This window comes from Leptospira meyeri (assembly GCF_004368965.1).
Classification (GTDB): Bacteria; Spirochaetota; Leptospiria; order Leptospirales; family Leptospiraceae; genus Leptospira_A; species Leptospira_A meyeri.
This window is the reverse complement of sequence record NZ_SORO01000001.1, coordinates 2,125,519-2,143,106: the sequence shown is the minus strand read 5'-3', so window position 1 is coordinate 2,143,106 and position 17,588 is coordinate 2,125,519. Positions and strand designations below refer to the sequence as shown.

The 17,588-nt window shown below is 37.5% G+C and carries 16 protein-coding genes; 6 read left to right on the top strand and 10 right to left on the bottom strand.

All coding sequences use genetic code 11. The features are described from left to right. The first annotated feature begins 1 nt into the window (after position 1). A complete protein-coding gene (kdsB, locus tag CLV96_RS09990) occupies positions 2–742 on the top strand; it encodes a 3-deoxy-manno-octulosonate cytidylyltransferase (protein WP_004786441.1) in 741 nt (246 codons plus the stop codon). A gap of 133 nt (positions 743–875) precedes the next feature. On the opposite strand, the gene CLV96_RS09985 is transcribed toward kdsB, so the two are convergent. The 4 genes from CLV96_RS09985 to CLV96_RS09970 form a co-directional block, all read right to left on the bottom strand. Beyond that, positions 876–2,588 carry a cation:proton antiporter gene (locus CLV96_RS09985; protein WP_004787427.1) on the bottom strand — a complete coding sequence of 571 codons (1,713 nt, stop codon included), beginning with the start codon at positions 2,586–2,588 and terminating at the stop codon, positions 876–878. Positions 2,589–2,665: 77 nt separating this feature from the next. Next, entirely contained in the window at positions 2,666–4,162 is a 1,497-nt protein-coding gene (locus CLV96_RS09980) for a TolC family protein (RefSeq protein ID WP_004786556.1), read from the bottom strand. Next, the gene (locus CLV96_RS09975) at positions 4,159–5,496 is read right to left on the bottom strand and encodes an HlyD family secretion protein (protein WP_207763503.1); all 1,338 of its coding nucleotides are present in this window, start codon (positions 5,494–5,496) and stop codon (positions 4,159–4,161) included. The genes CLV96_RS09980 and CLV96_RS09975 overlap by 4 nt, the downstream gene beginning before the upstream one ends. 21 nt (positions 5,497–5,517) lie before the next feature. After that, positions 5,518–7,746 carry an ABC transporter transmembrane domain-containing protein gene (locus CLV96_RS09970; protein ID WP_004784395.1) on the bottom strand — a complete coding sequence of 743 codons (2,229 nt, stop codon included), beginning with the start codon at positions 7,744–7,746 and terminating at the stop codon, positions 5,518–5,520. Positions 7,747–7,823: 77 nt separating this feature from the next. Here CLV96_RS09970 and CLV96_RS09965 point away from each other — a divergent pair, with 77 nt between their 5' ends. The 3 genes from CLV96_RS09965 (at position 7,824) to CLV96_RS09955 (ending at position 9,702) form a co-directional block, all read left to right on the top strand. Then, the gene (locus tag CLV96_RS09965; RefSeq protein ID WP_040917236.1) at positions 7,824–8,429 is read left to right on the top strand and encodes a YceI family protein; all 606 of its coding nucleotides are present in this window, start codon (positions 7,824–7,826) and stop codon (positions 8,427–8,429) included. Positions 8,430–8,623: 194 nt separating this feature from the next. Continuing rightward, positions 8,624–9,013, top strand: a complete 390-nt coding sequence (locus tag CLV96_RS09960) for a DUF1801 domain-containing protein (RefSeq protein ID WP_004785373.1) — start codon at positions 8,624–8,626, stop codon at positions 9,011–9,013. A 239-nt stretch (positions 9,014–9,252) separates the two neighbouring features. Then, positions 9,253–9,702 (top strand): GNAT family N-acetyltransferase, encoded by a 450-nt coding sequence (locus CLV96_RS09955; RefSeq protein WP_004786475.1) that lies wholly within the window; start codon positions 9,253–9,255, stop codon positions 9,700–9,702. An 86-nt stretch (positions 9,703–9,788) separates the two neighbouring features. Here the strand turns inward: CLV96_RS09955 and CLV96_RS09950 are convergent, their stop codons facing one another. The 4 genes from CLV96_RS09950 to CLV96_RS09935 all read right to left on the bottom strand — a co-directional run bounded on the left by CLV96_RS09950 (position 9,789) and on the right by CLV96_RS09935 (position 12,263). Beyond that, complete coding sequence (locus CLV96_RS09950; protein WP_004785032.1) at positions 9,789–10,460, bottom strand: hypothetical protein; 672 nt, start codon at positions 10,458–10,460, stop codon at positions 9,789–9,791. Between the two features lie 526 nt (positions 10,461–10,986). Beyond that, the gene (locus CLV96_RS09945) at positions 10,987–11,403 is read right to left on the bottom strand and encodes a GFA family protein (RefSeq protein WP_040917335.1); all 417 of its coding nucleotides are present in this window, start codon (positions 11,401–11,403) and stop codon (positions 10,987–10,989) included. A 52-nt stretch (positions 11,404–11,455) separates the two neighbouring features. After that, on the bottom strand, positions 11,456–11,932 hold the full coding sequence (locus tag CLV96_RS09940; protein WP_040917237.1) for an SRPBCC family protein: 477 nt from the start codon (positions 11,930–11,932) through the stop codon (positions 11,456–11,458). Then, positions 11,919–12,263: an ArsR/SmtB family transcription factor gene (locus CLV96_RS09935; protein ID WP_004785949.1), complete on the bottom strand. Its 345-nt coding sequence runs from the start codon at positions 12,261–12,263 to the stop codon at positions 11,919–11,921. Before CLV96_RS09935 ends, CLV96_RS09940 begins: the two co-directional genes overlap by 14 nt. Positions 12,264–12,481: 218 nt before the next feature. Here CLV96_RS09935 and CLV96_RS09930 point away from each other — a divergent pair, with 218 nt between their 5' ends. After that, positions 12,482–13,108: an SH3 domain-containing protein gene (locus tag CLV96_RS09930; protein ID WP_004787297.1), complete on the top strand. Its 627-nt coding sequence runs from the start codon at positions 12,482–12,484 to the stop codon at positions 13,106–13,108. Between the two features lie 219 nt (positions 13,109–13,327). Then, positions 13,328–14,158, top strand: a complete 831-nt coding sequence (locus CLV96_RS09925) for an arylamine N-acetyltransferase family protein (protein ID WP_004785283.1) — start codon at positions 13,328–13,330, stop codon at positions 14,156–14,158. 357 nt (positions 14,159–14,515) lie between these two features. On the opposite strand, the gene ligA is transcribed toward CLV96_RS09925, so the two are convergent. Both ligA and CLV96_RS09915 read right to left on the bottom strand, forming a co-directional pair. After that, entirely contained in the window at positions 14,516–16,519 is a 2,004-nt protein-coding gene (gene ligA / locus CLV96_RS09920) for an NAD-dependent DNA ligase LigA (protein ID WP_004784097.1), read from the bottom strand. Further along, the gene (locus CLV96_RS09915) at positions 16,520–17,533 is read right to left on the bottom strand and encodes a M23 family metallopeptidase (RefSeq protein ID WP_004784076.1); all 1,014 of its coding nucleotides are present in this window, start codon (positions 17,531–17,533) and stop codon (positions 16,520–16,522) included. It lies immediately after the preceding gene. Between the last annotated feature and the right edge of the window lie 55 nt (positions 17,534–17,588).

Sequence of the window (17,588 nt, the reverse complement as noted above, 5' to 3'; positions counted from 1 at the left end):
TATGTCCGACCAAATCCTCGGTGTGATCCCTGCGAGGTTCGCGAGCACAAGATTCCCTGGAAAACCACTGGCCCTCATTGGCACAAAACCAATGATCCAGTGGACTTACCACCACGCTTCCCTTTCTAAATCAATCCACCGTTTGGTGGTCGCCACAGATGACAGAAGAATTCATGATACAGTGATATCTTTTGGTGGTGAATCTGTATTCACAAGTCCCGACCATCCAACCGGCACGGATCGAATCATTGAAGTTGCCGAAAAATTTCCCAACTACGGAATTATTGTGAATATCCAAGGGGATGAACCTGGAATGGAACCAAACCTCATTGAAGGTGTATTGGCTTTAAAAACCAAACATAGAAATTGGGAAATGACTACGGCCGCTGTTCCCTTTACCGCCTCTGAAGATCCAAAAGACCCTAACAAAGTAAAGGTGGTCTTTGACAGAAACGCACGTGCCAATTACTTTTCTCGTTCTCCGATTCCCGCTTCCTTTAAAGGAGAAGCAACATACCACAGGCATTTAGGTATTTATGCTTACGAAAGAGAATTTTTAATGAAGTACAACCATTTACCTGCTTCCGATTGGGAAACGGTTGAATCGTTAGAACAACTTCGCGCTCTGCAGAATGGATCGACAATTGGAGTTTATCTTTCTGATAAAGCAAACTTGGGAGTGGATTCACCAGCTGATTTAGAAGTGGTGATTCGAGATTTTAAAGAGAAGGGTTTGATTTAGAGATTCATTTGTTTCATTGCCGGTAATTTGTTACCGGCTTTTAGAATTTAGGTTCTTTTTCGTATCAATCAGGATTACGAAATCACTTAAGCCAGTTTGATTCTATCCAAGTCTCTTTTGAAGTTATTTGTATTTATGAAACTTCTCTTTCATTATTTCTCATCCCTCGAGAAATATAGTCATACAAAAATTCTCCGGTAATGACACCTGGGATGATGACTTTTTGAGCTCCATCAGCAACTAACTTTTTAGCTTCCCCAGGTTCGTCACTCGTGAGAATGATTTTTGCGTTCGGTGCGAGTTTGCTAAGAGTAGAAAGCAAACGGTTGTTATTGGTTCCTTTTAAAAAAGAATCAGAAATGGTACAAATGACCATGGAAGCATCGTGAAGGCCAATATGGGATAAAGAATCGGGATGGGCAAGGTCGGCATAAGCCCACTGGAATCCTTTGTTTGTGAGTTCATCTTTAAAAGCAGGATTGTAATCAGCAATGATGATTCGTTTGATAAGAGAAGGAGAAAGGTCTTCTAAGTATTCCACAAAGGCACGAGCGATTCGAAAATATCCAAGGACGATGATGTCTCGCACCATCCCGTCGCCGTGTCCTCCATGCCCCCCATGACTTGCTTTATCTTCTTTTCCGGATTCTTCTGCTTGGTCAGAGATACCAACACGAGCGAGTAATCTTTCGAAGGTCGCCGCTATGTTATGGTTGAACATAATGATATATGTGGAGAGAACTGATGCAATGATGGTTGAAGTTAAAATCACAGCTTGCAGTTTCGGAGTGATGTGTTCGAATCCAGCACCTAATGCTAAAATTACGAGTGAGAATTCTGAAATTTGAGCGAGGTTGAGTGCAGTTAGAAATCCGTTTCGAACTCCTTTGTTGAGTTTGATAATGACAGGGGCGATGGTTATCATCCTCACAAATAACATAAGAGCAATGATAGCCGCAGATAATCCGATAACTTCTAAACTTGGAAGCGGAACTTTAAGACCAAGAGCCACAAAGAAGAGGGTAACAAAGAAGTCGCGAATTCCAATCAGTTTGGAAATGACATCTGCACCATAAGGGAAAGCGGCGATACTCATGCCGGCAACGAGAGCACCCATTTCTTTGGAAAGTCCAGCTTCTCCTGCGATCCCACAAACGAGAAAACACCACATAATTGATGTTAGAAGGATTAGTTCTGGGCTACTCGCACAAGCTTTGTATAACTTGGCTAATACATATCGGCTGACACTAAAACTAAAAGCAATGAGTAAAACGATGATTCCAACAGAAGATAGAATTTTTAATATTTCGGGATTGTTTAAGTTGGGTTGGACCCCCATAAACAAAATGGCCCAAATGTCTTGGAAAACCAAAACCCCTACGGTCAATTTTCCTGAGAGAGTATTGATCTCTACCTTATCTTGTAATAACTTAACTACGATCAACGTAGAACTAAGTGAGAGTGCGACGGCAATATAAAGAAGGTCAAACTTTTCTGAACCAATGGGAAGACCAAAAAAAGGAAACACAGAATACACAAAAGCGACGGAAAGAGTGAATTGAAGGATTCCCAAGGTGAACATGGCCTTACCCATTTTTGCGAGTTCAGCCAAATTGATTTCTAATCCGATGATAAAAAGTAATAAGATGAGTCCGATTTCTGATATGAGTTCGATACTAGCTTCGTTCGTGACAAGTTCAAACCCCATCTCTTTACCGAGCATGGCCCCACCGATAATATAACCTAAAATTAACGGTTGTTTGAGTACTCTTGCGATGTGACTTAAGACTGTTGCGAAAATAATACTGAGACCAATGTCTTGTAATAGTGACTCTTCCCCGTGCATAGATACCTTCTTTAGGGAAAAGTTTAGAGATTCACAGAGTAGTGAAAGTCGTTTTTTTTTCTGAACAATAAAACAAACTATGGAAAAGGAGAAATTTGCAAAATGGAAGCTGTAGATGCTTGGAAATGGGCAATGGCTACATGATGATCGTACAATGCCTTAATTTCTCGGACGGCTGCTTCGGCACTTGTCTGTTCTCTAATATTCACGAATAGAAGAGTAGAGTCACCGAGGGCAAACCGTTCACGTTCCATCTCTTCTAACTTTCTTGCTAATTCCACTTCATTTTGAGTAACGATTACACGTTTTGCCGAGGCAATCACCTCTGAAATTGAGTCTTGTACTTCGGTTTTGATTTTATCTTTTGAGAACTGTAGTTCTTGGTCAAGTTGGGCAATCTTTGCTTCGGCGGCTCCAATCATTCCTCTTGGTCTTTTGGTTTGGATGGGAAGGTTGAGGATGAGAGAGGCTTCAAGCTCTGGTTTGGCTCTTGTTACAGAACCTGGTCCAAAGTCTTGTGATCCAGCAACCACCAAATCCACTTGTGGTTTTAACGAGTTATAACCCATATCTTGGTCTACGCGGACTTTGTCTCGTTTGAATTCAAAGTCTTGTAATTCAGGTCGATACTTCCAAGCTAGTTTGATACTTTTTTCTAATTCAACTTTTTTATAATCGATGGGTTTGGGAAATCCGATAGGCAATCTGTTTGTTGTCGGAAGGATTAAATTTCCATCAGGTGCACGCAGGAATAAAGACAAATCGATGGCCGCTTTTTGCATCTCTCGTTCTGCAGAAACAAATTGTGATTCTCTTTGTAAAATGGCGCGATCGTTTTCGGTTCCTTCCATTTTTGGAATGTCACCTAACTTGATTCTTTCGGTAATTTGATTTTGTCTGTTTTTTGCTAATGCTAATAAGTCTTTGTTGACTAAATATTCTTGGCCACTGGCGACCCATTTCCAATACCGTTTCGTGGCTTCTTTGATAACTTCGATTTTTAATTTTTGAATGGAGAGTTCTGAAAGTCTGCGGTCGAGGTCTGCTTTTTTGATATCGGCTCTGTTTTTATCAATCTCACGATTGCGCATCAGGGGAAAGATGGCACCTGCCCGAATCTCTCCATGGTCATTGGTTTCTCTTTTTCCATCGTAAACGGGAAAGGTTCCTCGACCAATCCGGTAACCAGCAAAAAAAGACGTTCCACCAAGTGGTGTTGGTTTTTCAAACATTGCGTCGGCTGCATTGTTTGTATAATATCCCATTGGTTTTGTGGTTCCCATAGATTTAAACTGTAAGTCAAATGCACCTTCTGCTGCGAGGTAATTGTATTCGGCCTCTGATAAAAGTTTTTCTGCAGCAAGAACTAGTGGATAAGATTTTTCGACAGATTTTAAAAGTTCCTCTAAGGTAAGAACACCGGGTTGTTGGTTGATATAATCCTGAGAATAAATGTTGGGACCATGTAAAGATTCAAAGGGATCTCGCGTTGGATCAGCTTCTAACACAAAGGAAAAAAACATTCCAAAGGGACAAAGTAGTGCAAGTAAAGATTGTTTGAATTTAGATTTCATTTGACCTTATCCCCACTTCCAGTTTCATCTAACAATGATTTCATATCTGGATCATCCATCGGTAAATTTGGTGGGAAGTCGTTAAACCTTCTCCAAAGTTCATAACCAACGCTTACACGGTTAAGAAAAATCCAACCCTTGGCCCTCACACCTTGTCTGAGATAACGACTAGATGGCCACTTTCTATCATCTCTATCCGGAATGACGAGGACTCGGAAATTTCCAGAACCATTGTCCGTGATATCAACAAGTTTTACCGTTCCTCCAAAAGTTCCTACGGCAGTTTCTGGCCAACCACTGATTTGTAAAACAGGATATCCTTGGAATTGTAAACGAACCTTTCTTCCCTCACCAACTAACGGAATATCGTTGCCTGAGATAAAAAGTTCCACAGCTTTGTCTTCTGCATCGGGAACAAGGATAGCAACACCATCCCCTTCTTTGACTTGTTGTGTGTCAGGATTTACCAAAATTCTCATAATGGTGCCATCTCTTGGCGCAAATATTTCTTGGTTTTCTTGTCTCGATAACCGAGCTTCTAACTTCGGTAAGTCTTCCAAAACACGAGCCACTTCAGATTGTGCAGATGCTAAGGATGCTTTGGCATCATTGATCGATGCTTCTGCATCTTGAGCTACTTTTCCTGTATCGCTGTATAATGCTCTTTCTTCCTTAATGGCTGCATCATAAGTAGCTTTGGCTCGATCAAGACCTGTCTCTGCATTGGTATGTTCGAGTTCTGCCAGTTCCAAGGTTCGTTTGGAGGTAAGGCCTTTTTCCCATAGCTGTTTTTGACGATCTAAGTTTAGGTTTGCTGTTTTTAAAGCAGCTTTTGCTGCATCTACTGCTTGTTCGCTGGCCCGAACTCGATCTTTTGCCATCATTCTTCTCGAATCTGCGGCATCAACAGCACTTCCACGAGAAGAACGTAAACTAATGATACGAGAACGAATGTTATCTTCCCTGGATCTTGCTGCTTCTAGTCGTTGTAAAAGTGCGTTTCTTTCTTCGCGAATTCGATTGATAAAGTTGGGGTCGTTATCTGAAATATCAATGATGGGATCACCTTTTCGCACACGAGTTCCTTCATGTACATGCCATTTCACGACACGGCCGCTAATAGGTGATTCAATGACTTGTTGCCGATCTAGCGGTGCATAGGCAACAACCCTGCCAAATCCCATCGTTGTTTGTTGCCACGGTACGTATAATAAGATGAGAAGACTTAAAAAGAAAATGATGGTGAGGAGATAAGCCAGACTTTGTGCAGGTAAAGCTGTTTGCACCAATCGATACGAAGGTAGATTTTTATGAAGTTTCCATTTTTGTGACATATCAGTATTCATAAACCAACTTTAAGAATTTACCTTTATGGAATGGGAGTCGTTTTCTAAGCGTAATATTTGATCCATCTGAGAAAGAACAGTAGGTGATTTCGAAACAATGAATAAGGTCCATGCATGATTCTTTTGCAAAAGAACTTTTAGTGCAGAATTGAGGAGAGATGGTGGTAAAAGATCTAAGTTTCCATCGATTAACAATAGTTTTGGTTTTCCGATGATGGCTCTTGCTAAGGAAATGATAGTTGTTTGTATTGTATCAAAAGGATGACCGAAAGTTAAAAGGGGAGTGTGGATTCCATTTGGGAGGGTTTGAATTGTTTCCCAAATTCCTAATCCTTCTAGCAGTTCCCTGATTTCGATTAATGATATTTCTTCTCTACCCACTCGAATGTTTTCCAAAATGCTTCCTTCAAAAATTTCATTTCCACGAATCAGAAATGTGAAAGAATGAATTTGTTCTTTGGACACTTCATGGATATTTTGGTGATTGTACTCTACGATTCCAGATGTTGGTGTTCTCACCCCACATATCAAATCTAATAGAATGTGTGCATCATAAGGAGTGTTAGATGATATTCCAATAGATTTTCCGGCAGCAGCTTTTAAATTAAATTGATTAAAAATCTTGTGACCATTAGTGAGAGAATAATGAACACCTGAGAGTTGAACTTGGATTGGCCCTTCAGGGATTTCAAATTCGACAGTTTTCAGTGGGATTGTGGGTAGATGAAACACTGAATTGATTTTATCAACGGCAGCAATCAAACTATAGAAACTATCCAATTGTTTTCCAAATTTGGAAATATCGCTGAGTACTTTTGCAATGACAAGCTCGGCCGCTACTAGTTGTCCGATGGTGAGTTGTCTATGGATGACTAAATATCCACCTAAACCAAGTACAATGGCACTGGCTAAAGCTTGGATACCAACAAGGCCAATAATTTGACGGATATAGTTAAAAAAGTATTTTTTCCTAGCATACAAATAATCACGGATAAACGAATCGGCTCTATCTAATGCAAAATTCGAACCAAAGGTAGAATGGAAAAGTGCAGAATGTCTCGAAATTTCTTCCAACCAAGCTGCTACCTTATATTTTTCTTTCGAAATTTTAATATAGTTTTCTGCCGCAGGTTTACCTAATCGATAAGTAACCCAATACCCACCAATAAACAAAATAAGAAAAGAAAATACAATAAAAATAGGATGATAAAATGAAATCAAAATAAACCCAATGACGGTCGTTAAAATAACCGATAAACCATCAACTAACAAGGAATGTATGGATTTTTGAATTGTCATTGTATCAAAAAAACGATTCACGAGTTCTGGACTATGATGTTTATCTAAGGAATCTTGGCGGATTTTTGGAAATTTGACAGCAAACTCTGTAGCAATCCTTACAAACACACGTCTTTGTAAAATTTCTACCACATAGATTTGAATCGTTTGCATTGCACCCGCAAATCCAAGAAAAAAAACCACTAACAATGTTAATATAATGACAGGTTGGAGCAGAACTCCAAAGGCAACAATATTAACAAGTGAAGAAGTAGCAACCGGTACAACTAAGGATAGAATTCCGATTCCAATGCCATAAATGAAAACAATCCAAACATCTTTGGACTCCATTCGAATCAAATGTGCAATTTGTTTAAGAGCATTTTTGACTGGAGAATCATCTTTCGACATATCTTTGTTTGTTGAAAATGGAAATGTTGGTTCAGCAATGACCCAATCTACATATTCTTTGTTTGATTTGATTTCTATGAGTTTTAGTAGTTCCTTTTCTGAGTACCATTCTTCTTCAGAATCAATTTGGTTAAGGGCTTTGATTCGATAGGAAGAAGTGTTATAACCTAAGATTGCAAAAAATTCGGGTATATAGTTTGTTTTGTTTGTTACTTGGAACACAAAAGGTGAACCATCAGTAATATAAGGTTTTATGTCTTGTAAAGTTTTTTGAACAATGTTTAGCCGCACCTTATATTGGTGCGAAGCAGCGAATAAGAAATCATAAAAATTTTGATTTGTTACTTGTCTGTATTTGCTTCGGAGAGACCTGAAACCCTCAATGATTTGGCTTGGAAATGATTGAATATTTAGTGATTCCGAGAAAAAGTCCAAGACAGATTTAGCCAAATCTTCCATGGAAGTGAGCCTAAGTGATAGGCTTTCTTCTTTTTTTTTGAAGAGTTGGTTCTTGAAGTGAAATACCAACGTGTGTAGAAATTTTAACATGCGAATTGTGATTCGAGTCTTAGACTCCACTTGACAAAACGTTGTTCTACATTTTCTATTTTCTAGTAGAGGTTTCCATGAAAATTTTTAATTCGATTTTGGTACTAATCGCACTCAGCGTCATTTCTCAGTTGGTTGCACAAGAGAATTGTATGTATGAATATGACCCATCCCAAACCTCCTTAGAGTGGACAGCGTTCAAGTTTACCGAGAAAACAGGTGTTAAAGGAAAATTTGATTCTATTAAAGTGGTTGGGAAACAAAAAGATAAATCGAAGTTTGGTGCTGTAAAAGCAGTGCAGTTTCAGATAGATTCTTCTTCAGTTAATTCAGGTGTCCCAGACCGTGATGGAAAAATCAAAAAATTCTTTTTTGGTTCTGTGAAAGGAAATCAAAAAATTTCTGGTTCGTTCTCTGATATCGCAGAAGGCGAAACTGGTTCTGCAACACTGAATTTGAGATTCGGAAATGCTAAAACAAAAGTCCCTGTTTCTTTTGTATGGAAAGGGGAAGTAGTTGAAGTAACGGGCACAGTGGATGTCGTCGGTCTTGGTCTTCTATCCGGGCTCAGTAAATTAAATACCGAATGTAATGACTTACATAAAGGCTCTGATGGTTTGAGTAAACTTTGGCCTACTGTTGATGTAAAGGTTGTATCGACCGTAAAGAAAGTTTGTAAATAAAAGTTTTATCCAAATCGTTTTTGGAAACTGACATAACGATTTGGATACCACAATTTTGTTTCGACTATCCTGGTTGGTTTATCATCCACTTGTGAGAAATGATTTACCAATCGTTTGTAAATTTTTTTTATCAGTATTTTGACATTTCTTATGCGTTTGTATTCTAGATCGCTGGAAAAGGTGAGATTATCTAAATGAGTAAAGAGATCGAAACATATAATAAATCCCAATCGCCTATTGATAGAGAAATCTGTGATCTTTTGTATCAGGAAATCAATGTAAACTTACCCAAAGCAGAAAAGAAAATTTGGCATGCACATCCAGTTTGGTTTTTAGATGAGAATCCTATCGTTGGTTATAGTAAATTAAAAACTTGTGTTCGTCTTCTGTTTTGGAGTGGTCAAAGTTTTGAAGAGGATGGACTAGAACCGGAAGGAAGTTTTAAGGCAGCAGAAATTCGTTATACGGATGTGAACCAAATCAAAAAAAAAGATCTAAAACGTTGGCTTAGTCAGGCTAAAAAAATCCAATGGGACTATAAAAATATTGTGAAACGAAAAGGCGTTTTGGAACGATTAAAGTGAACCTCTGACTTTAAAGCGGTTATACGAAAATCGTTGATAAGAAACCAAATTATATTTTGACCAGCTGGATATACGCAATTCATATATAAGGACTTGAATGAAAGATCCGCTATCAAATTTAAATCTCAATTGCGACTATATGTTATTCGTGAATAAGCAATTAATTGAAAAATATAAATCTATATATAGTCGGCAGATATTTGCAATTCGTATATAAACTTTAAAATTAAAGAGTGATCGTGGAAAATATAAAAATCAGAAAATTAACCTCTAATGATTTAAAGCAATTTATCGAACTCATTCGAGTTTTTGAAGATGTTTTTGAGATGAAAAATTTTCAAATGCCAAGTTTACATTATTTACAATCCTTACTTGATCGGGATGACTTTTATGTTTTTGTTTCTCTCCATGAAAGTCAAGTGGTTGGCGGCCTAACCACTTATACACTTCGTCAATATTATTCTGAAAAACCTTTAGTTTATATTTTTGATTTAGCTGTCCTTACCAAATATCATAGACAAGGAATCGGAAGGTCACTCATTCAGGGAATAAATGAGTATTGTAAAAAAATGGGAGCGGAAGAAGTCTTTGTCCAAGCGGATATGGTGGATGACTATGCATTGGAATTTTATAGATCAACAGGAGGATCACCAGAGGACGTGGTTCATTTTACATATCCGTTGAATTAAAAAATGCGTATAGGCTAAATTCTTGAGTTAAGGTTTTAAAAAAATAGGGTAACTTAGATTGTTAAATTACCAGTAACCAATATTTATTATTTAACTTCGCTATGGTTTATTTCAAGAATTGATTCAAATATTTCTGGAATGACTACTGCATGAAGAGGTAATCCATCAATTACAGAGAAATTTACCTTTAGTATTTTTGTTTCTCCTGGTGCCATCCAACCTGTCGAATTGTCGGAATCCTGGACGGGTCCAGATCCTGGGGCCCCATAATCTCCTGCAATAAGAGCTGCAGAAACAACATTTTCGTTTTTAAACTTCCCAGTAGGAAAAATTGGTTTTCCTCCGTAAGTATCATTTGGAATCTCTACGCTCTTCAAAATTCTAAGTTTCAAGCTAATCATGTTTTTTTGGTTAAAGAACTCATTTAGATCGAATGATTCGGGGTTTTTAGAATAGGCTGCAAATATTTCCGGGTTTCTTTTCATGATATAATCAAAGTTAAACTTTGTTAATTTGTAATTATCCAAATTTAAGAAGCGATATTTATCGGAATTGTTTTTAACAGTGATAACAATTTGATAATATTTATCTCCCCACCAATGGTTTTCCACTTCTTTTGTAAAACCAGCATTTACTATTTTGACTGTCCAATTTCCATTATAATTAACTTCGGATATTGGTTTGTATATTGGCGGTTTAATTGTGAGAGAGCCACAGTTCCATAATAGGAATGTTAGCAATAAAAATTTCTTTTTCATAGTTTATCCTTGAGACTCATTTGTTGCCATAATACTAAAGCTTAACAGGATTATTAGCTAGCATATTTTTGTTTTTTAATGTAATAATAGAAAAATTATATCAAACAAGTGTTAATCATAATTTGGTATCAAAGATAAAGAGAAACAAAAAGATTTTCTTGGCTCGTTTTTCCATTAATCAATTTAGTTTTCAGTGACGAAAATATAATTCATTAAATAGGAAAGACATTCTGAAGCACAAAGGATATATCTCATCTAGCAGAATATATTTTATTTGGAAATCAAAGCCAAATAAGAAATCTAGGTAGACGATTGATAAACGCAATGAACATAACTGATACTTTCTCTGCCTAACCAATTCCTCGCGCCAGCGATAGAAGCGGAAATCCTTTCCGGGAATCGGTATATTTTGAATAAGGAACAGATTTTGGAAAGATTGGAGCGGATAGCGCGGTCGTTATCGGATGAAATATCGCTCAGGTAACGGATTCGAGGCGCTAAAACAACTGAACGATATTTGAATTTTTTACATCGGTGGCATTGTTTCAAATTTTGATAATTTTGGATCCAGATAGTCCCAAGAATATCCACGTTTTGTGTATGTGACGGCTTGCGGTTTATAGAGATTTGGATCATCAAGGCTTGTTGCATGGATTGTAAAAAGCTCGGGCATAGCAGCAAAGGTCATATATACCGGTGAACCGCAGTTAGGGCAAAAGCTACTGGTTTTGATATTTCCGCTATCACCAACCAAATCAAAATTAGTTGTTTTTCCAACTACTGTGACTGCGCTGGGTGATTGAAAAGTTAAATAAGATCCATGTCCTGTTCCACTTATTCTTTGGCAGTCGCGGCATTGGCATTCGTTCATAAAAATAGGTTCTACTGTGATTTTGTAGCGAATTTTTCCGCAAGCGCATCCACCGTTATAAATCTGACTCATATCTTTCTCCATAGTTTAATTCGAATTTGCACATATTTATTGTTATATTAATTTATTGAGAAATTGAAATATGTCCTGCTAACGGTCGACCTGATTCCAAAAATGTTTTAAGGTTGGAAAGAACACTTGGCCAGCCCGTAGAAATCCCTTTTAACATTTGTGGATCTAGATCTTTGTGTGTGACTACCAAACGAACAAGTCCTTCGGCATAAGTTTCTATATCGAATGTAACCTGAGAATGTTTTGATTCATCATTGAATTCTGTTGGCCTTGACCAAGATAAAGCTAATTTAAGTGGAGGATCGATTTCTAAAACCTTTCCAATGATATCGATTGTTTTTTCGTCATCCATTCTTATATGTTTCCATACGGAACCGACTTTCCATTCTGAGACATTGATATGAGCTGGATTTTTCGCTAATGGATCTAGCCAATACTTTGATGTTACCTCAGGGTCAATAAGTGCATTCCATACCTTCTCGGGTGTGCTGAGTATAAAGGTAACATAAACGAAGTTATGTGGTTCCATGATCTTCTCCTTCAAGTTGTGTTTTTAAGTCGTGCAAAAAACCTAAACGATTCTCTTCAAATTTTCGAACCCAACGTGCATAAACTTCGTAAATTGGAACAGGGTTGATGAAGTGCAGTTTCTCTCGCCCTTTCCAAACAACGGTTACCAGGTTGGCTTTGATGAGGATTTCTATGTGTTGTGTTGCTGATTGCCTTTGCATGTCTAGTTGTTCACAGAGTGAGGAAAGTGTTTGGCCATTGTTAGCATAAAGTAGATCCAGAACCTTTCTCCGATTCGGATCAGCCATTGCTTTGAATACCTGATCGACACCCTCCACTTCCTTCGGCATAAAAGAAATTATGCAGGTATTTACCTGCATGTCAAGAATAAAATAGTCAAAAAGGGCTAGAATTGTGGTTTTGGGAAATGTCTAGGGGAAACTGAGTTTTTGGAATTTTCAAGAGAGTTGGGGGTGGTGGGATTTGGATGTGAAGAAGGCGATTAAACGAATTGCGGATATATGTGTCGGTTAAGCGCCATTTCAGAAAATTAGAGATTAAAACAATTATGAAAATCCTTTTAATTTTACTTACTCTGATAACGATTCAATCACTCGAAGCTATAGAAAAATATACACCTATTGCAGGTGAAAACGTTAATGTGAGAAAGGATCCAAATCTAAATTCTCAAGTAATAATTCAATTACCAATAAGTCACTTAGTGAAAGTAATTCCAAATCGGAAAGTTAAAGCTACAGTTAATAATACTAATGGTTATTGGATTTATGTCGAAACTGGATATTCATCTAAAAATAAGATCAATGATGGCTGGATATTTGATACTTATCTAGGGACTACCGAAAAATTTACCAGACCTACACAATGGCACTTTAAAGAATTTCATGGAAATTCTGGCGATTATTCTTTATCTTTAAAAATGAATAAAAATGCAACATATAACTTCAGTTATGAACTATGCGCAGGTGCTAATTGTAACCAGAATTCGTTTTGTTCAAATAAATTAGATAAAAAAATAGTGAAAAATGGATATATTTTGTGCGAAGGAACAGGAATAATAAAAGTATATAAAGATTTAGTTTGGCTTAAACATTATGGTCTGGAAACAAATGAATTTCTTTTTATCAAGAATGATAGATTGTGCATGTCCGGTATGTTAGAGGATGGTTGTGAGTAATAAACATTCGGAACAGCGCATAATACAAATTTAACGCTCCGTATACCTGCCGGCGCAATGCAAAGGCTTCTTGTACTCCCTTGCCTGCGCAAGTGTTGTGGCCAGTCTCTAGAGCTCCCGTTCGGGACTGAGGCCCAGCCTAATGTGCAAAGCCGAGAAAAGTAATTTACTTTTGAAAGTAATCCATAAACATAATGAAAAAATTTTAGGAATCTACTTTTGAATGATAAAAAATTTCTGGATGCGTATTTCGATCGCATTGGATATAAGGGCTCGCGTCTTCCCTCTTTAGATTTGCTTAACAATATCAGTTTGGCACATGTTCGTTGTATTCCATTCGAAAACTTGGATATTTTGTTAGGAAAAGATATTGATATTAGTTTAGATGCAGTTTTTGAGAAATTAATCATTCAAAGACGTGGAGGATATTGTTTTGAACAAAATGGACTTCTTTTGAGTGTTCTAAATAAATTGGGATTTGAAGTAACTCCTATTAGTGCTAGAGTTCGTTTAGATAAACCTAGAGATTTTACCCCCCCTCGAACTCATGTTTTTCTACGAGTAGAACTTTCGGGAAATTCATGGTTAACTGATGTTGGAGTTGGTGGAGCATCACTAACATCAGCAATACAATTAAGCAAGAATATTGAGCAGAAAACAAATCATGAAACAAGAAGAATTGTATATGAAAGTAATAAATATTTCCATCAAATTCTATTTCCTAATGGCTGGATCGATGTATGTGAATTTACGTTAGAAGAAATGCCTGAAATTGATCGTATACTAGCAAATTGGTACACTAGTAATCACCCAAATTCACATTTTAAAGATCGGTTAATTGTGGCACGTGCAGGAGATGACGGAAAAAGGTATACACTGGTAAATAGGGAAATTTCTGAAAGGGATAAATATGGCGTGGCCAACAAATCGGTTATCAACTCACCTAAAGAATTAATAAAAATTCTTAAAGAAAAATTTAATCTTACATTTCCTTTAGATACAGAATTTCAGACTCCTGGTTTACTGTGGGAAAATAATTTTAAAGATTAAATTTGATATGTGAGAAACTGCAGAATTGTTTCTAACTCGCAAAGATAATTGTTGTTTTTGGAATTTGCGTAAGATGGATCAAATTTTTTAGAAACTTTGATCAACGGAAAAACTGAAATTCCAAGTGAATTGGTTATTTCAATTTTAAACGAATCACCAAACCCTCGCGCCAGCGATAGAAGCGGAAATCCTTTCCGGGAATCGGTATGTTTTGAATAAGGAACAGATTTCGGAAAGATTGGAGCGGATAGCGCGGTCGTTATTGGATGAAATACCAAGCAGCTAACGGATTCGAGGCGCCCAAACAAACATCGATCAATTCTTTTCCTAAGCAAGGGAATGAAGCTGTGCTGCTTATTACAGCTCTATTCCCTCTTTCTTCAATAGTTCCAAAAACTCTGATTCAGAAACAAGTTTCACACCAAGTTCTGTTGCTTTTTCTAATTTGGAACCGGCACCGGGACCATACAGTAAGTGAGTGGTTTTGGAAGAAACACCGGAGACTTTTTTACCACCATGTTTGGTGATGAGGTCCATAGCAATATCTCGAGGTTGGAAGTTTTCGAAACTTCCTGTCACACACCAACTTTGACCAACAAACGGTTGTATATCGCTTTTTTCGGTTTCGTCTGCTTGGAATTTAAGTCCAAGTCCGATCAAGGTTTTGACGAGTTTTAATGTTTCTTTGTCTTTCAGATGAGCGAGTAAGGCATCAACGGTTCTTGGTCCTATGCCGTGGATGGAGGTTAATTCTTCTTCGGCATTTTTGGATTTAGAAAGTGTAACAAGCTTTTCCCAGGAGTCGAATCCGTGTTCAATGAGTATTTCTGTGACTTTGGGTCCAACTTCGTTCAGTCCGATAGATGGTAGAGTGAATCGAAAATCTTTTTCCTTTGATTTTTCAATCGCATCAAAAATAATTTTTACTGACTTTTCACCGAATCCATCTAACTCAAGTATGGTGTCTTTATATTTATTTAAAGTGTATAAATCAGGAATGTCTTTGACCCAACCTTTTTCGAAAAAGATTTGAATTTGTCTTTCGCCTAGTCCTTCGATGTTCATTTGTTTTTTGGAACAAAAGAATATGAGTTGGTTTAGTTTGCGTTCGGGACAGTTGCGATTAGTACAGAAAAAATCTACAGAGTCGTCAACTTTTGTTAGTTTGGTTTTGCAGGCAGGGCATTCTTTTGGTAATACAAAAACTGACTTTGGGGGAACTGTGACTTTTTCGACAGCAGGAATGATTTCGCCTCGTTTAGAGATTAATACTTTTGCACCAATTCCGGCACCAAGTTGGTCGATATAGTCTTGGTTGTGTAAAGTGGCGTAAGTGACTGTAGTTCCTGCAAGCGAGATTGGTGTAACTTTTGCCCTCGGTGTAATTTTACCTGTTCGTCCTATAGCAAAGTCAATTTCTTCAATAGTGGTTTCTTTGAGTAAGGCATCAAACTTAAAGGCACGAGCCCAACGAGGTGACTGGCTTGTTTCTCCTAAACTTTCTCGAAGGTTAAGGTCATCCAATTTGATCACGAGTCCATCCACAGGAAATGGCATTTTATCTTTTTTATTGCGGAAGGATTCAATCTCTTTGAGAAGTGTTTTTCCTTGGATGATGGTAGAATCTGGGGCGAGGGGAAACTTTTCTTTTTTTAATAACGCAACAATATCTTTATGTTTGTTCGTTCCTTTTCTTGAAGAAGAAAAATATACATCGTATACATAGATTCGTAATGGTCGTTTGGCGACATCAAGTGGATCTTTTTGTTTGATGGAACCTGCAGCTAAATTCCTTGGATTGGCAAATTTTCCGCCATACTCTTCATTGAATTCTTCGAAGTCAGCGAAGGTCATAAAAATTTCTCCCCGAACTGATAGGTTCAAGGGTTCAGAAAGTGTTTGTGGAATGGATTCAATCGTTTTGACATTTTCCGTGACAATGTCTCCGATGCCACCAGATCCCCTTGTCACACAATGAGCGAGTTTTCCGTTTTCATAGTATAATAGGATAGAGGCGCCATCAATTTTCCATTCTAAAGAATAAAACTCATCGATTCCAGTTTTGGTTAACCATTCAGAAAGTTCGGTTTCATTGTATGTATTTTCCAATGATAAAACTGGAACTTTGTGTTTGAATTTGCTAAACTGGGGAGAAAGGTCAGATCCGACTTGTAAAGTGGGAGAAGATTCGACCACCAAATCCGGATTAGCTTTTTCTAAAGATTGTAATTCTTTGACTAAAAGATCAAACTCTTTGTCTGAAATTTTAGGAGTATTTTTTTTATAGTAGAGATCGTTATGTTTTTGGATCTCTTTGCGAAGTTCTGCAATTCGTTTGGCAGGATTTTCTTTCTTAGGCAATCAGTAAACTCCGGCTTGCATGTATTGCTCTGGGTCTGTTTTTCCTTCTTCGGAAATAAATATTTCGTAATGTAAGTGAGGACCTGTTACGTTCCCAGTTGCACCCACTTCAGCGATTTGTTCCCCAGCTTTGACTTCTTGTCCCGTTCTGACATAGATTCTTGAGCAGTGACCATATAAGGTACTAAAGCCGAAGTCATGTTGGATGATGACATGGTGTCCATATCCCACGTTGGAATATGTAACCCGAACAACTCTTCCCGGTGCAGAGGCATAAATCGGAGTGCCGGTTGCATTTGCCATATCCAAACCATCATGATATTCCCAATAACCAGTAGTAGGTGACTTTCTCATTCCAAATGGAGATGTTAAGTTATAAGAATACATGGGATTAAAAAGAGGAGACCTAGACAAAATGTCTGAACGTTGGTATAAAAATTGATAGTTCGCTTCCACCAAACGTTGGTAATTGTCCATTCGGTGTTTTAATTGGCGGAGTTCATAAATTTCGCTTAAGTACTTACGTCCCACATCAAGTTGTTTGTCTTCTTTTTCTTCTTTTTGAAGTGATTCGACTGCAGCTGTTTCAATCAAGTCTTCCGCAGGAATTTTCAAAAGTTCGTCATCTTGTCCATCTATGAGAGTAAAGAGTTCTAACATACTTTCATTTAGTTTCGAATACTCTTCTTTCATTTCTTCCAATTGATTGGCATGAGTGATGTAAGTATCAAAATAAGTTCCGTAAATTTTGGAGAGTTGATTGATTTGGCTTTGTGTTGTACTCGAACCAACAATCCCAAAAATAGCAAGACTGAGTAGACCGACCGTTAAGGCCAAAAAAAATAGAATCGTAAAATGTGAAATTTGGAAGTGGAAAGAACTGTCATATCCGTGAGGAATGACAAGAATGGTCATCCGTTGGTGACCTTTTTCTTTCACCTTATCAATCTGTTTCTTGATTTTCGGATTGTCTTGTGAAAAAACAGACGTAATCTCTTTAATTTTTTTCTTCATGACGAACCGTTTGGCCTACATAAATAAGACACTCCGATTCCTCTCAAGGGTCAAG

Excerpts from the sequence above, each read along its gene's own strand:
- kdsB (WP_004786441.1), top strand. The coding sequence starts at position 2 with ATGTCCGACCAAATCCTCGGTGTGATCCCTGCGAGGTTCGCGAGCACA.
- CLV96_RS09985 (WP_004787427.1), bottom strand. The coding sequence starts at position 2,588 with ATGCACGGGGAAGAGTCACTATTACAAGACATTGGTCTCAGTATTATT.
- CLV96_RS09980 (WP_004786556.1), bottom strand. The coding sequence starts at position 4,162 with ATGAAATCTAAATTCAAACAATCTTTACTTGCACTACTTTGTCCCTTT.
- CLV96_RS09975 (WP_207763503.1), bottom strand. The coding sequence starts at position 5,496 with ATGTCACAAAAATGGAAACTTCATAAAAATCTACCTTCGTATCGATTG.
- CLV96_RS09970 (WP_004784395.1), bottom strand. The coding sequence starts at position 7,746 with ATGTTAAAATTTCTACACACGTTGGTATTTCACTTCAAGAACCAACTC.
- CLV96_RS09965 (WP_040917236.1), top strand. The coding sequence starts at position 7,824 with ATGAAAATTTTTAATTCGATTTTGGTACTAATCGCACTCAGCGTCATT.
- CLV96_RS09960 (WP_004785373.1), top strand. The coding sequence starts at position 8,624 with ATGAGTAAAGAGATCGAAACATATAATAAATCCCAATCGCCTATTGAT.
- CLV96_RS09950 (WP_004785032.1), bottom strand. The coding sequence starts at position 10,460 with ATGAAAAAGAAATTTTTATTGCTAACATTCCTATTATGGAACTGTGGC.
- CLV96_RS09945 (WP_040917335.1), bottom strand. The coding sequence starts at position 11,403 with ATGAGTCAGATTTATAACGGTGGATGCGCTTGCGGAAAAATTCGCTAC.
- CLV96_RS09940 (WP_040917237.1), bottom strand. The coding sequence starts at position 11,932 with ATGGAACCACATAACTTCGTTTATGTTACCTTTATACTCAGCACACCC.
- CLV96_RS09935 (WP_004785949.1), bottom strand. The coding sequence starts at position 12,263 with ATGCCGAAGGAAGTGGAGGGTGTCGATCAGGTATTCAAAGCAATGGCT.
- CLV96_RS09930 (WP_004787297.1), top strand. The coding sequence starts at position 12,482 with ATGAAAATCCTTTTAATTTTACTTACTCTGATAACGATTCAATCACTC.
- CLV96_RS09915 (WP_004784076.1), bottom strand. The coding sequence starts at position 17,533 with ATGAAGAAAAAAATTAAAGAGATTACGTCTGTTTTTTCACAAGACAAT.